At 49.4% G+C, this 12668-nt stretch carries 23 protein-coding genes; 2 read left to right on the top strand and 21 right to left on the bottom strand.

Annotation, left to right across the window (positions count from 1 at the left end):
* Nucleotides 1–23 precede the first annotated feature (23 nt).
* The 20 genes from rpsH to D7Z26_RS25995 form a co-directional block, all read right to left on the bottom strand.
* Complete coding sequence (gene rpsH / locus D7Z26_RS26090) at nt 24–422, bottom strand: 30S ribosomal protein S8 (protein WP_120979970.1); 399 nt, start codon at nt 420–422, stop codon at nt 24–26.
* 30 nt (nt 423–452) lie between these two features.
* Nucleotides 453–638, bottom strand: coding sequence for a type Z 30S ribosomal protein S14 (locus tag D7Z26_RS26085; protein ID WP_041066910.1), 186 nt, complete (start codon nt 636–638; stop codon nt 453–455).
* A 50-nt stretch (nt 639–688) separates the two neighbouring features.
* A complete protein-coding gene (gene rplE / locus D7Z26_RS26080) occupies nt 689–1231 on the bottom strand; it encodes a 50S ribosomal protein L5 (RefSeq protein ID WP_120979969.1) in 543 nt (180 codons plus the stop codon).
* A gap of 35 nt (nt 1232–1266) precedes the next feature.
* On the bottom strand, nt 1267–1620 hold the full coding sequence (gene rplX / locus D7Z26_RS26075) for a 50S ribosomal protein L24 (RefSeq protein WP_120979968.1): 354 nt from the start codon (nt 1618–1620) through the stop codon (nt 1267–1269).
* A gap of 45 nt (nt 1621–1665) precedes the next feature.
* Complete coding sequence (gene rplN, locus D7Z26_RS26070) at nt 1666–2034, bottom strand: 50S ribosomal protein L14 (protein ID WP_120979967.1); 369 nt, start codon at nt 2032–2034, stop codon at nt 1666–1668.
* A gap of 34 nt (nt 2035–2068) precedes the next feature.
* Nucleotides 2069–2335: a 30S ribosomal protein S17 gene (rpsQ, locus tag D7Z26_RS26065; RefSeq protein ID WP_120979966.1), complete on the bottom strand. Its 267-nt coding sequence runs from the start codon at nt 2333–2335 to the stop codon at nt 2069–2071.
* Between the two features lie 46 nt (nt 2336–2381).
* Complete coding sequence (gene rpmC / locus D7Z26_RS26060) at nt 2382–2579, bottom strand: 50S ribosomal protein L29 (RefSeq protein WP_041066918.1); 198 nt, start codon at nt 2577–2579, stop codon at nt 2382–2384.
* On the bottom strand, nt 2566–3003 hold the full coding sequence (gene rplP / locus D7Z26_RS26055; RefSeq protein WP_120979965.1) for a 50S ribosomal protein L16: 438 nt from the start codon (nt 3001–3003) through the stop codon (nt 2566–2568). Before rplP ends, rpmC begins: the two co-directional genes overlap by 14 nt.
* 2 nt (nt 3004–3005) lie before the next feature.
* Nucleotides 3006–3668, bottom strand: a complete 663-nt coding sequence (gene rpsC, locus D7Z26_RS26050; RefSeq protein ID WP_120979964.1) for a 30S ribosomal protein S3 — start codon at nt 3666–3668, stop codon at nt 3006–3008.
* Nucleotides 3669–3681: 13 nt separating this feature from the next.
* A complete protein-coding gene (rplV, locus tag D7Z26_RS26045; protein ID WP_120979963.1) occupies nt 3682–4020 on the bottom strand; it encodes a 50S ribosomal protein L22 in 339 nt (112 codons plus the stop codon).
* A gap of 91 nt (nt 4021–4111) precedes the next feature.
* Entirely contained in the window at nt 4112–4393 is a 282-nt protein-coding gene (gene rpsS / locus D7Z26_RS26040) for a 30S ribosomal protein S19 (protein ID WP_120979962.1), read from the bottom strand.
* Between the two features lie 62 nt (nt 4394–4455).
* A complete protein-coding gene (gene rplB, locus D7Z26_RS26035) occupies nt 4456–5286 on the bottom strand; it encodes a 50S ribosomal protein L2 (protein WP_120979961.1) in 831 nt (276 codons plus the stop codon).
* A gap of 29 nt (nt 5287–5315) precedes the next feature.
* Nucleotides 5316–5609, bottom strand: a complete 294-nt coding sequence (gene rplW / locus D7Z26_RS26030) for a 50S ribosomal protein L23 (protein ID WP_120979960.1) — start codon at nt 5607–5609, stop codon at nt 5316–5318.
* Nucleotides 5609–6232 carry a 50S ribosomal protein L4 gene (gene rplD, locus D7Z26_RS26025; protein ID WP_120979959.1) on the bottom strand — a complete coding sequence of 208 codons (624 nt, stop codon included), beginning with the start codon at nt 6230–6232 and terminating at the stop codon, nt 5609–5611. The genes rplW and rplD overlap by 1 nt, the downstream gene beginning before the upstream one ends.
* A 30-nt stretch (nt 6233–6262) precedes the next feature.
* On the bottom strand, nt 6263–6889 hold the full coding sequence (gene rplC, locus D7Z26_RS26020) for a 50S ribosomal protein L3 (RefSeq protein ID WP_120979958.1): 627 nt from the start codon (nt 6887–6889) through the stop codon (nt 6263–6265).
* Nucleotides 6890–6925: 36 nt separating this feature from the next.
* Nucleotides 6926–7234 (bottom strand): 30S ribosomal protein S10, encoded by a 309-nt coding sequence (rpsJ, locus tag D7Z26_RS26015; RefSeq protein ID WP_027087350.1) that lies wholly within the window; start codon nt 7232–7234, stop codon nt 6926–6928.
* 289 nt (nt 7235–7523) lie between these two features.
* Nucleotides 7524–7874 carry a stage V sporulation protein AE gene (spoVAE, locus tag D7Z26_RS26010; RefSeq protein ID WP_120979957.1) on the bottom strand — a complete coding sequence of 117 codons (351 nt, stop codon included), beginning with the start codon at nt 7872–7874 and terminating at the stop codon, nt 7524–7526.
* The gene (spoVAD, locus tag D7Z26_RS26005; RefSeq protein ID WP_120979956.1) at nt 7871–8887 is read right to left on the bottom strand and encodes a stage V sporulation protein AD; all 1017 of its coding nucleotides are present in this window, start codon (nt 8885–8887) and stop codon (nt 7871–7873) included. The genes spoVAE and spoVAD overlap by 4 nt, the downstream gene beginning before the upstream one ends.
* Before the next feature lie 2 nt (nt 8888–8889).
* Nucleotides 8890–9378, bottom strand: a complete 489-nt coding sequence (gene spoVAC, locus D7Z26_RS26000; RefSeq protein WP_120979955.1) for a stage V sporulation protein AC — start codon at nt 9376–9378, stop codon at nt 8890–8892.
* 12 nt (nt 9379–9390) lie between these two features.
* Nucleotides 9391–10251: a DUF421 domain-containing protein gene (locus tag D7Z26_RS25995; protein WP_199731785.1), complete on the bottom strand. Its 861-nt coding sequence runs from the start codon at nt 10249–10251 to the stop codon at nt 9391–9393.
* Between the two features lie 181 nt (nt 10252–10432).
* Between D7Z26_RS25995 and D7Z26_RS25990 the strand changes: the two genes are divergently transcribed.
* Complete coding sequence (locus tag D7Z26_RS25990; RefSeq protein WP_120979954.1) at nt 10433–10639, top strand: DUF1657 domain-containing protein; 207 nt, start codon at nt 10433–10435, stop codon at nt 10637–10639.
* Between the two features lie 159 nt (nt 10640–10798).
* On the top strand, nt 10799–11386 hold the full coding sequence (locus D7Z26_RS25985) for a YitT family protein (protein WP_120979953.1): 588 nt from the start codon (nt 10799–10801) through the stop codon (nt 11384–11386).
* Nucleotides 11387–11451: 65 nt separating this feature from the next.
* Here D7Z26_RS25985 and tuf read toward each other — a convergent pair whose 3' ends face one another.
* Nucleotides 11452–12645, bottom strand: coding sequence for an elongation factor Tu (tuf, locus tag D7Z26_RS25980; RefSeq protein ID WP_120979952.1), 1194 nt, complete (start codon nt 12643–12645; stop codon nt 11452–11454).
* Nucleotides 12646–12668: the final 23 nt, after the last annotated feature.

Genomic DNA, 12668 nt, shown 5'->3' with positions numbered 1-12668 from the left:
CCTCCAATCTTGTGACAGTTAAATTACCAAACGTAGCAGAGCACTTCGCCGCCGGATTTGCCTTGACGGGCTTCCTTGTCGGTGATGATGCCTTTGGATGTCGAGATGATCGCGATGCCGAGGCCACCCAGCACACGCGGAACTTCAGTGGATTTCGTGTAAACGCGCAAACCGGGTTTGCTGATGCGTTTAAGACCAGTGATAACACGCTCGTTGTTCGGTCCGTACTTCAAGAAGATACGGATCAAGCCCTGTTTGTTATCTTCTACATATTCAGTGTCGCGGATAAAACCTTCACGCTTCAGGATTTCAGCAATTTGCTTCTTCACAGTAGACGCGGGCAATTCCACCGACTCATGACGTACGAGATTCGCGTTGCGAATCCGTGTCAACATATCCGCAATAGGATCGGACATAACCATGGGGTAAACCTCCTTCCCGAACTAGGCTGATTACCAGCTCGCTTTTTTGACGCCAGGAATCTGGCCTTTATGTGCCAATTCACGGAAACAGATCCGGCAGATCTTGAATTTTTGCAAAACGGAATGCGGACGTCCGCAACGTTCGCAACGCGTGTAAGCCTGGACTTTAAACTTCGGCGCACGCTGTTGCTTGATTTTCATCGACGTTTTTGCCACTTGCTTTCACACCTCCATTAGGTAACCTTTGCTAATTGACCGGGTTATCGTCACTTCGCAAACGGCATACCCAATTGGGTGAGCAGCTCACGCGCTTCTTCGTCCGATTGTGCAGTCGTTACGATGACGATATCCATCCCGCGAACTTTATCAATCTTATCGTACTCGATCTCAGGGAAGATCAATTGTTCTTTCAATCCTAGCGTGTAGTTTCCGCGTCCGTCGAACGATTTCGTCGACACGCCGTGGAAGTCGCGCACGCGCGGGAGAGAGATGTTGAACAATTTATCCAAGAAGTAGTACATACGCTCGCCGCGAAGCGTTACTTTAACGCCGATCGGCAAGTTCTCACGCAAGCGGAAGCCCGCGATCGATTTTTTCGAACGGGTGATTACTGGTTTTTGACCGGCAATCTTCTGCATATCCTCTACCGCGAAATCCATGATTTTGGAGTTCGAAACCGCTTCGCCGACACCCATGTTGATGACGACTTTCTCGATTTTCGGCACTTGCATGACGGACTTGTAGCTAAACTTCTGCATCAGAGCAGGAGTAATTTCATTCAGGAAACGTTCCTTCATTCTTGCTGCCATGAGTCACAGTGACCTCCTTTCCGTTCTTACTGCGATTAGTCGATCAATTCTCCGGAGCGTTTAGCAACCCGGACTTTCGTGCCGTTCTCAAGCGTCTTGTTGCCAACGCGAGTTGGTTTGCCGCTTTTAGGATCGATATGCATCACGTTCGATACGTGAATCGGCGCTTCGCGCTCGATGATACCGCCTTGTTGATTCGTTGGGTTCGGGCGAGTATGGCGTTTAACCATGTTCACACCCTCGACCAGGACACGATTCTCGCGCGGGTAAGCAGCGATAATGCGGCCCTTCTTGCCTTTGTCTTTGCCGGAAATGACGATTACGTTATCGTCTTTTTTCACGTGCAGTTTATTATTGTGCGATTCAAGCACTTTTTTCAGACGGGGCATGGGTACACCTCCTTGAGTGTTTCTCCATCGGTGCGTACCGGAGTATTAAAGAACTTCCGGTGCCAGGGAAATGATTTTCATGAAGTCGCGATCGCGAAGCTCACGGGCAACAGGTCCAAAGATCCGAGTACCACGAGGGCTTTTGTCTTCTTTAACGATTACTGCCGCGTTCTCGTCGAACGCGATGTAGGATCCGTCTCTACGACGTACCGAACGTTTCGTACGAACGATAACACATTTGACTACGTCGCCTTTTTTGACAACGCCGCCTGGTGTTGCTTGTTTAACGGAGCATACGATCATATCGCCGATATGTCCTACGCGGCGTCCTGTACCGCCAAGAACGCGGATACACATCAATTCTTTCGCGCCGGAGTTGTCGGCAACGGCCAGACGCGTAAACGGTTGAATCATCGCAAGGTCCTCCTTTCAGTCACAGGTGAGTCGCTTAGGCCAGTACGGCTTTCTCGACGATTTCGACCAAGCGCCATGTTTTGTCTTTCGACAACGGGCGGGTCTCCATGATTCTTACGGTGTCGCCGATTTGCGCATCGTTAGTTTCATCATGGGCTTTGAATTTTTTCGTGTATTTAATCCGTTTGTGGTACAAGCTGTGTTTTTTGTAAGTTTCAACAGCCACCACAATCGTTTTGTCCATTTTGTCGCTGACGACTTTACCAATCTGCACTTTACGATTGTTATTGCGTTCGCTCATGGTAATCCTCCTTCCTGAAATCGATCTTCAGGGCAATTGTCGGGTATTAGCCGATGCCGAGTTCACGCTCGCGCAAAATGGTTTTGGCCCGAGCAATTTCTTTCCGCAGATCGCCAAGGCGGTGCGGGTTATCCAGTTGGCCAGTAGCCAGTTGGAAGCGGAGGTTGAACAGCTCATCCTTGAAGCCGGCGATCTTTTGTTCCAGTTCCGCCGATGTCAGGTTGCGAAATTCACTGGCTTTCATTTGCTTCACCACCCAGTTCTTCACGTTTCACAAACTTCGTCTTGATAGGCAGCTTATGTGCCGCAAGGCGCATTGCTTCGCGTGCGATCTCCTCGGATACCCCTGCGAGTTCGAACAACACTTTGCCCGGTTTCACAACGGCAACCCATGCTTCTACGTTACCTTTACCGCTACCCATCCGTACCTCGAGAGGCTTTTGGGTGATCGGTTTGGAAGGGAAAATCTTGATCCAAACTTTACCGCCCCGTTTGATGTAACGAGTCATCGCGATACGAGCTGCCTCGATCTGACGGTTAGTTACCCAAGAAGGCTCCATCGCTTGCAGGCCGTATTCGCCGAAGTGTACTTCAGCGCCGCCTTTAGCGTTACCTCTCATTTTACCGCGGTGTACTTTGCGGTGTTTTACGCGTTTAGGGACCAACATGATTAGTTGCCTCCTTCCTCAACTGCTCTTTTCTTCGTCGGAAGGACTTCGCCACGGTAGATCCATACTTTTACGCCGATACGGCCATAAGTTGTATGTGCTTCCGCTGTTCCGTAATCGATATCAGCGCGGAGTGTGTGCAATGGCACCGTACCTTCGCTGTATCCTTCTTGACGAGCAATTTCCGCTCCGCCGAGACGTCCACTAACGGAAGTTTTGATTCCTTTAGCTCCAGCGCGTTGCGTACGTTGCATAGCTTGTTTCATCGCGCGGCGGAAAGATACGCGGCGTTCCAGTTGTTGAGCGATGCTCTCGGCAACCAGAATGGCGTCCATTTCCGGATTTTTGATCTCGGAGATATTGATGTGCACTTTTTTGCCGCTCGTAATTTTCGTAAGTTGACCGCGAAGTACTTCGACTTCGGAGCCGCCTTTACCGATTACGATACCCGGCTTAGCTGTATGAATCGTTACGTTGACGCGGTTAGCGGCACGTTCGATTTCGATTTTGGAAACCGCAGCTTCTTTAAGTTTGTTCTTAAGGAATTCACGGATTTTGACATCTTCGATCAGCAGGGTGCCGAAATCTTTGTCAGCGTACCATTTGGATTCCCAGTCACGGATAATGCCGATACGAAGACCGACGGGATTTACTTTTTGACCCACACGTTGTCCCTCCTTATTTCTCGGATACGACCAGCGTAATATGGCTGGAGCGCTTGAAGATGCTGAATGCGCGACCTTGGGAACGAGGTTGGAATCGTTTCATCGTAGGACCTTCGTTAACGAAGGCTTCGGACACGACCAACTTGTTCACGTCGAGCTGGTAGTTGTGTTCAGCGTTCGCAATAGCGGAGTTCAGAAGCTTCTCCAGAACCGGAGATGCCGAACGCGGCGTATGACGCAAAATGGCAACTGCGTCGCCGACTTTTTTACCGCGAATCAGGTCAACGACCAGGCGGACTTTACGAGCCGGAATGCGAATGTTATTCACATGTGCTTTGGCTTGCTGAGACATCGGTGTACCTCCTCCCTTACGTACGTATCGTGACGATCAGATCGCGATGCCGTAAGCTCGCGTTAACCGACCGCACTTCGTAGGGTTAAAATTATCTTTTGCCGGTTTTCTTGTCATCGTCCGTATGCCCTTTGAACGTGCGCGTTGGCGCGAATTCGCCAAGTTTGTGACCGACCATGTCTTCCGACACGAATACAGGCACGTGCTTACGCCCATCGTATACCGCGAACGTTTGACCCACGAATTGTGGGAAAATCGTCGAGCGACGAGACCAAGTTTTAATGACAACCTTTTTGTTCGATCCGGATAGTTCTTCCACTTTTTTCAGCAGATATCCATCCACGAAAGGTCCTTTTTTCAAACTGCGACCCATGGAATGTTCCTCCCTTCAACGCGGCTTGAGAGATTGCCGTTCACGCCGCTAGACAATGTGTCTTACTTGCTGCGGCGACGAACGATGTATTTGCTCGAAGCTTTTTTCTTTTTGCGTGTTTTGTAACCAAGCGTCGGTTGACCCCATGGAGAGAGCGGGGACTTGCGTCCGATTGGCGCGCGGCCTTCGCCACCACCGTGCGGGTGATCGTTCGGGTTCATGACTACGCCGCGGACTGTAGGGCGTTTGCCCAACCAACGGTTACGTCCAGCTTTACCGATGTTAAGCAATTCGTGGTCAGAGTTACCGACCGTTCCGATCGTAGCGCGGCAAGTTTTGAGGATGCGGCGGATCTCACCGGAAGTTAGACGAATCGTAACATAAGTTTCTTCTTTACCGAGCAATTGAGCGCTAGTACCTGCAGCGCGCACCAATTGGCCGCCTTTGCCTGGCTTCAGCTCGATGTTGTGGATAACCGAACCTACCGGAATGTTTTCCAGCGGAAGCGCGTTACCTACTTTGATGTCGGCCGTAGGACCGGACATGATTACGTCATCGACTTTAAGGCCTTTAGGCGCGATGATGTAAGTCTTCTCGCCGTCCGCATAGTTGATCAGCGCGATGTAAGACGTACGGTTCGGATCGTATTCGATCGTAGCTACGCGGCCGGGAATGCCGTCCTTCGTGCGCTTGAAATCGATGATCCGGTATTTACGCTTATGTCCGCCGCCGTGATGACGAACGGTGATTTTACCTTGGTTGTTACGACCAGCACGTTTGAATAGCGGCGCTAACAACGATTTTTCCGGTTCTGTCGCCGTAATTTCTTCGAACGTCGCGATCGTCATTTGACGACGGCTTGCCGTTGTCGGATTAAACTTTTTGACTGGCAATTGGATTCCCTCCTTACTCTAGAGACTTATTATACAGAGGATTCGAAGTACTCAAGCGGTTTGCTATCGGCGGAAAGTTGCACGATCGCTTTCTTCCATTCGGAAGTGTAACCGCTGTGCTTGCCATAGCGTTTCGGCTTAGCAGGCATTCTGAGTGTATTTACGCCAACGACTTTCACTTTGAAGATCTGTTCGATGGCTTGTTTGATTTCGGTTTTGTTGGCTTTCAAGTCAACTTCGAACACGTATTTACGCTGTTCCATGAAGTCGCTTGTGCGTTCGGTAACAACCGGCCGTTTGATTAGATCGCGGGGGTTTTTCATTACGCGAACACCTCCTCAACTTTAGCGACTGCATCCTTCGTGATGATCAGTTGATCATGTTTCATCACGTCGAGCACGCTGATTCCTTCGGCGGAAACGAATTTCACGCCAGGGATGTTACGCGCGGACAGAGCCACGTTATTATCAAAGTCCGCAGTTACAACGAGTGCTTTGCGGGATACTTTGAGGTTAGTCAAAAGCTTAGCGATGTCCTTCGTTTTCGGTTGGGACAAGCTCAACGCATCGAGAACGATCAGTTGGTTGTCTTGCACTTTACTGGACAAAGCCGATTTGATCGCCAAACGGCGAACTTTGCGAGGCAATTTGAAACCGTAGCTGCGTGGCGTTGGTCCGAATACGATACCGCCGCCTTTCCATTGCGGCGAACGAATGGAGCCTTGACGAGCGCGACCGGTTCCTTTTTGTTTCCACGGCTTGCGACCGCCTCCGCGAACTTCCGAACGACCTTTCGTATCGTGCGTGCCCGAGCGAAGCGATGCTTGTTGAAGCAATACGGCGCTGTGCAATACGTGAACGTTCGGTTCTAGTCCGAAGATTCCGTCAGCCAGATCCAATTGTCCAACTTCTTTGCCGTCTACGTTAAAAACAGTTACTTTCGGCATGAGTGGTCCTCCTTTCCTCAACCTCGTGAATTATTTCTTCACCGATGAGCGGATTTTGAGATAACTATTGCGAGCGCCCGGTACGGAGCCTTTGATCAGCAATACGTTACGCTCAAGATCGACTTTAACGATTTCAAGGTTTTGTACAGTGACCGTTTCGCTACCCATACGACCGTGCATTTTTTTACCTTTTGGTACGCGGTTTGCATCGCGAATCGTCGCGAGTGAACCGTTACCGCGGTGGTATTTAGAACCGTGCGTCATTTTACCGCGTTGGAAGCCCCAACGTTTAATTGCGCCCGTAGTTCCTTTACCTTTCGAAACTCCCGTAACGTCAACGATATCGCCTTCGGAGAATTGGTCAACTTTAAGTTCTTGACCTACTTCCAAGTCAGCCGGCGTAAGCGCACTGACTTCGCGAATGAAGCGCTTGGGGCCTGTGCCTGCTTTCTTAGCATGGCCGATGGCTGGTTTCGTTGCTAGCTTCTCGCGTTTATCCGCGAAGCCGAGCTGTACTGCTTCGTATCCGTCGTTATCCACAGTTTTCTTTTGCAATACGACGTTCGGAGCTGCTTCTACTACAGTAACCGGCACAACGTTGCCGTCAGCTGTGAATAGTTGAGTCATTCCGAGTTTACGTCCCAAGATTCCTGACATGTTGACACCTCTTTTCTTGATCGATCTAATTTACGATTAAAGCTTGATTTCGATATCAACGCCGGATGGCAGATCAAGGCGCATTAGCGCATCGACTGTTTGCGGCGTAGGATTGACGATATCAATCAAACGCTTGTGCGTACGCATTTCGAATTGCTCACGCGAATCCTTGTATTTGTGCACCGCGCGCAGGATCGTGATGATCTGCTTTTCGGTTGGCAACGGAATCGGTCCAGATACACCTGCACCAGTACGTTTTGCCGTTTCTACGATTTTCTCCGCGGATTGATCCAAGATACGGTGGTCGTAGGCTTTCAAACGGATACGGATTTTTTGCTTAGCCATAGAATTCCCTCCTTCATTCGCCCAATTTTGGAATCGGACATACTCCGTGAGAATAACCCGACATTCACCAGTTGGCATCCTTTATGGCAAAGGGGCCGGGTGTGTCGGCAACCTCTCACATCAACGCACAGTCACAGACCAACATTCACTATTATAGCGATCTGCCCAAGCGAATGCAACAAAAACTTTCAACATTTTCAATGAGTCGTATAATCCCGCCGATAGGGGCACAAAATGCAAAAAACGCCGTCTTCCTTCATTAAAGGAGGACGGCGTTCCGAACTTAATTCTAACCTTTTGGTTTGGCAACCAGCGCCGCGAAGAACGAGAAGATGATCGCCGCGCTAATGCCCGCGCTGGTTACTTTGAAGATCCCGGTAATGACTCCGATCCAGCCATCGCGTTCTAATTCCTTCAACGCCCCGTGAACTAACGCATTGCCGAAGCTCGTGATCGGAACGGTTGCTCCCGCGCCTGCGAATTTAATTAGCGGTTCGTACAATCCAAGCCCATCCAGCACTGCCCCGAGTACCACTAACAATGTCATCGTATGGGCCGGCGTCAATTTAATCACGTCGAAACAGATTTGTCCGAGGATACAGATTACCCCTCCGATTATAAAAGCCCACAGATAGATCATGTGCTCCCCCCGCTCTCGATCGACACCGCATGCGCGATACAGGGAATGCTTTCGCCTTGCTGGAAAGACAACGGGGATAATAAAGCCCCGGTCGCCACGACGAGTATACGTTTGAATTCGCCCGCCCGCATTCGTTTCAGCAGATGTCCGTAAGTAACGACCGCCGAACAGCCGCAGCCGCTTGCGCCTGATTGTACCTTTTGTTTGTTGTAATCGTATATCATCATCCCGCAGTCGTGATACTGGGTCTGGTTCATCGGTATCTTATGTTTGGCAAAAAGATCATTAGCGAGTTCGTATCCTACTTTGGAGAGATCGCCGGTAACGATAAGGTCGTAGTGCCCCGGTTCGATTCTGAAATCGCGGAGATGAGCTTGAATCGTATCGACTGCCGCCGGCGCCATCGCAGCCCCCATGTTAAAAGGATCCGTGAGTCCCATGTCGATTACTCTGCCGATCGTAGCGGACGTAACGGCCAAGCCTTCGCCGTCATGGGCAACGATGGATGAGCCTGCGCCCGTAACGGTATACTGCGCCGTCGGAGGTTTCTGCGAGCCGTATTCCGTAGGGTAACGAAATTGTTTTTCAACCGATGCGTTGTGGCTGCAGGCCGTTGCCAATACGTATTTGGCCGAACGGGAGTTAACAAGGTTAGCCGCAATGGCTAAGCTTTCCATCGAGGTCGAACATGCACCGAATACTCCAAGATAGGGTATGGCTAACGTTCTCGCGGCAAAGCTACTGCTGATGATTTGGTTCATTAAGTCTCCGCCGACGAAGAAATTGACTTGACCGTTGGTCAGACCCGCATTCTCGACGGCAATCCTGGCGGACTCCTCCAGAAGTACTTTCTCCGCCTTTTCCCAGCTTTCCTGGCCTAACATCAGATCTCCGTGGATGATATCGAAATCGTTCGCCAGTGGTCCCTGTCCTTCGAACGGTCCGACAACCGTAGCCGATCCCTTAATGATCGGCCTGTTCTCGAATCGCCAGCTTTGATGTCCTTGCAACATTCCTAATGCCCCCCTCCCGCACCGCTTTGATTGATCAAAAAATGAACGATTCCCACAACGAATGCAGCAATCGTGCCGAAAACAATGACGGGACCCGCTAAAGTAAACATCTTGCCCCCTACGCCTAAGACAAGCCCTTCGCTACGGCTTTCTATGGCGGCCGATGCCATGGAATTGGCAAAACCCGTTACGGGTACCGCAGTCCCTGCCCCGGCCCATTGAGCCATCTTATCGTACACCCCTAGAGCAGTCAGAAATACCGATAGGATTATCAGCACGGCTACCGTAGGATTAGCAGCTTTTTCTCTGTCGAAGCCGCCCCAGTAAACGAACATGTCCGTAATGGCTTGACCTAATATGCAGATCAATCCTCCAACGAAGAAGGCACGAATACAGTTTTTAACGACGGGGCGCGCCGGTTCCCTTGCCGTGGCCATTCGTTTGTATTCTTGTTGTACGGGTGTCAGCTTCTTTTTCGCATTGTTCGCCATCGATACTCTCCTTTACCTGCACAGTACGGGCATAAGCTCGGAAATGATCTTATCCATCCGGATTGCGCACTGTTCGTAGCTCTCTTTCGCTTTTTTATCGCGGGTTGTCAGCCCGAACAGCATCAGATCGGCTTCGCACTTTTTTAATATGGCAAATAGCGCTGCTTTCTCTTGCGGTACGGGGACTTTGATTTGATCGTCGTACAAATCCACATCCAGTTGTCCATAGGTGTCGACCTGCCCTAGGAAGACGTTCTCGATTGCCACGCCCAGCTTTTCCAACTCCGTATTTAACCACTGACGGCTAAGCCCCATAGTAGCCAATGGCTCGTCCATGATTTCCCCGTCCATAATTACGGCTTGCGGTTCTTGCTCCGGCGCGACCTTGATTCCTAAGTGCTTGGCCGTTATAGGTTGATTTTCTCGAGTTAGCAACACGTTAATATCTCCGCTCGGTTCCATGATCGCAAACTCGACGTCCGCCACGCGGAATGCCATTTTCTTTCTTAATTGCTCCATGAGTTCGTCCGTGGTTAGCCTTTCCTTTTTCATGTTTTCCTCTAATATTTTTCCTTCCTTAATCAATACTCTTCCTTTGCTATCGAAGAAATCTCGCATTTTCTTGCTTTTGACTTGAAGGAGCTCAATTCCTAATGAAACAAGCGACCACACCGCTAAAGCAACGACTCCTAAATACCACTTAATGGTTAGCTCCATTGAAACATATGCGACGATACTCCCGAGCGTTATCCCCGTAATGTATTCGAACATTGACAGCTGGGAAACTTGCCGTTTGCCCAAAAGCTTCGTAATCGTAAAGAGGACAACTACCGCTATTAGCGTTCGCACAGCGACCTGAAAAACTTCCGACAAGTCAATTCCCCCCTGATTTCAAACATTTACATGATAAATGGTTTGTAAAAAACGACCTTATTATGAATGCATCCTCCACGAATCAATTCCCACAACAGGAAGAAAAATGAAAGAGACGCATGCGCATAAAACATTCCCTCAAACTCGATAATATAGGCGTTGTAGAATGGAGGTGAATTCATTGACAGTAGCATCTGACGTAAAAACATGTTTGGCTTCGCTAAAAAGCGCTCAAGCAAGTCTTGAGACTTTTGCCTTGGCCACTCAGAATCAAGAAGCAAAAACCTTGTTCACGAACGCAGCCGGGCAAACGGAGCAAATTGTTCAACAGGTAGAAAGCCGTATTACGCAATTAGAAAACGAGGAACCACAATATAAAGGGTTCTGACGATGCCGCTTGAACGCATACCTAGTTAGTTTTATTAATAGAGAAAAAATTCGGAGGGCATCAGCCCTCCTTTTGCGATTTAAATTACATTCACCCGTTCATGCCGCGATCTTATCCGCCATATAGATAAGACAGGCATTGCTTAAGGGGTGGTCTCGCTTGCTTTCTCTTCGTAAACTCATCACGATCGTTATCGGATGTTTACTGATTGCTTTTGGAATTGATTTTTTCCTGATGCCGATCAAAGTACTCGATGGAGGATTTATCGGGTTGGCGCTGATCGGAAACTACCTGTTCAATGCCAAAGTCGGAATCATTCTCTGCCTATTGAGTTTGCCTGCTTTCGTATACACTTGGCTTAATGCCAGAGGAATGTTTTTTCATAGCCTTTTCGGTATGGTGCTCTTATCTTATTTCATTGATATATTCGGTGTTTACGATCCTTTTAGCTTTGCGGTTCGCTCCTATCCGTTCTTCTCCTCGGTTATAGGGGGTATTTGCATTGGAGTCGGGTTTGGCATTTTACTAAGGATCGACACAAGCACGGGGGGAGTAGATTTGCTTGCTAAGCTGTTAGCGCGACGAATGAGGCTTAACGTTGGCGTACTCATCTTAATGATGGATGCCATCGTCGTCATTCTGGGAGGGTTGTTATTTTCAGTTGATACCTTTTTTCTTTCCCTTGCCACGATAACTGCCGGGGGATTGGCCACGAGTCTTTGTACGGTCAAGTTCTTTTCCGTTTAAAGTCGAAGCGAAATCAAAAAAAGGCCAATCCGGCGAGATGCCGGATTGGCCTTTTTGGGTCTTACTTATTTTTGGATCGAAGCAACTGCGCCAGCGCCTACAGTACGTCCGCCTTCGCGAATAGCGAAGCGAGTACCTTCTTCAACAGCGATTGGTGCAATCAGTTGTACAGTAACTTCGATGTTATCACCAGGCATAACCATCTCAGTACCTTCTGGCAGGTTGATGATGCCAGTTACGTCCGTAGTACGGAAGTAGAACTGTGGACGGTATCCTGTGAAGAAAGGCTTATGACGGCCACCCTCAGCGGAAGTCAGAACGTAGATTTGAGCTGTGAATTCCGTGTGAGGCTTAACGGAACCCGGTTTCGCGATAACTTGACCGCGCTCGATGTCTTTACGGTCTACACCACGAAGCAATGCTCCGATGTTGTCGCCGGCTTGAGCTTGGTCAAGCAATTTGCGGAACATTTCTACGCCAGTTACAACGGATTTACGAGTTTCTTCGTGCAATCCGATGATTTCTGCCTCGTCACCAACTTTGATGATACCACGCTCAACACGACCCGTAGCAACTGTACCACGTCCAGTGATTGTGAATACATCCTCAACTGGCATCAAGAAAGGCTTGTCAGTTGCGCGCTCTGGATTAGGAATGAATTTTTCGATTTCATCGAACAACTCAACGATTTTGTCAGCCCAAGGACCATCCGGGTTAGCCAGTGCTTCACGAGCAGCACCACGAACGATTGGAGTATCATCGCCTGGGAAGTCATATTCGTTAAGAAGATCACGAATTTCCATTTCAACGAGTTCAAGCAACTCGTCATCTTCTACCATGTCGCATTTGTTCATGAATACGACGATGTAAGGAACGCCTACTTGCTTAGAAAGCAAGATGTGCTCGCGCGTTTGCGGCATAGGGCCGTCAGCTGCGGAAACAACCAGGATAGCTCCGTCCATTTGTGCAGCGCCGGTGATCATGTTTTTAACATAGTCGGCGTGACCAGGGCAGTCAACGTGAGCGTAGTGACGGTTAGGAGTTTCGTACTCAACGTGAGCTGTGGAAATTGTAATACCACGCTCGCGCTCTTCTGGAGCTTTGTCGATTTGATCGAACGCTACAGCAGCACCGCTGCCGTATTTTTTGTTCAATACCGACGTGATTGCAGCAGTAGTCGTTGTTTTACCGTGGTCAACGTGACCGATCGTACCGATGTTAATGTGGGGTTTATTACGTTCGAATTTAGCCTTTGCCATGGATCTTTTCCTCCTTAGTAAGT

Source organism: Cohnella endophytica (assembly GCF_003628305.1).
GTDB lineage: Bacteria > Bacillota > Bacilli > Paenibacillales > Paenibacillaceae > Cohnella > Cohnella endophytica.
The sequence above is the reverse complement of the archived record's forward strand: the minus strand, read 5'-3'. Positions and strand labels throughout refer to the sequence as shown.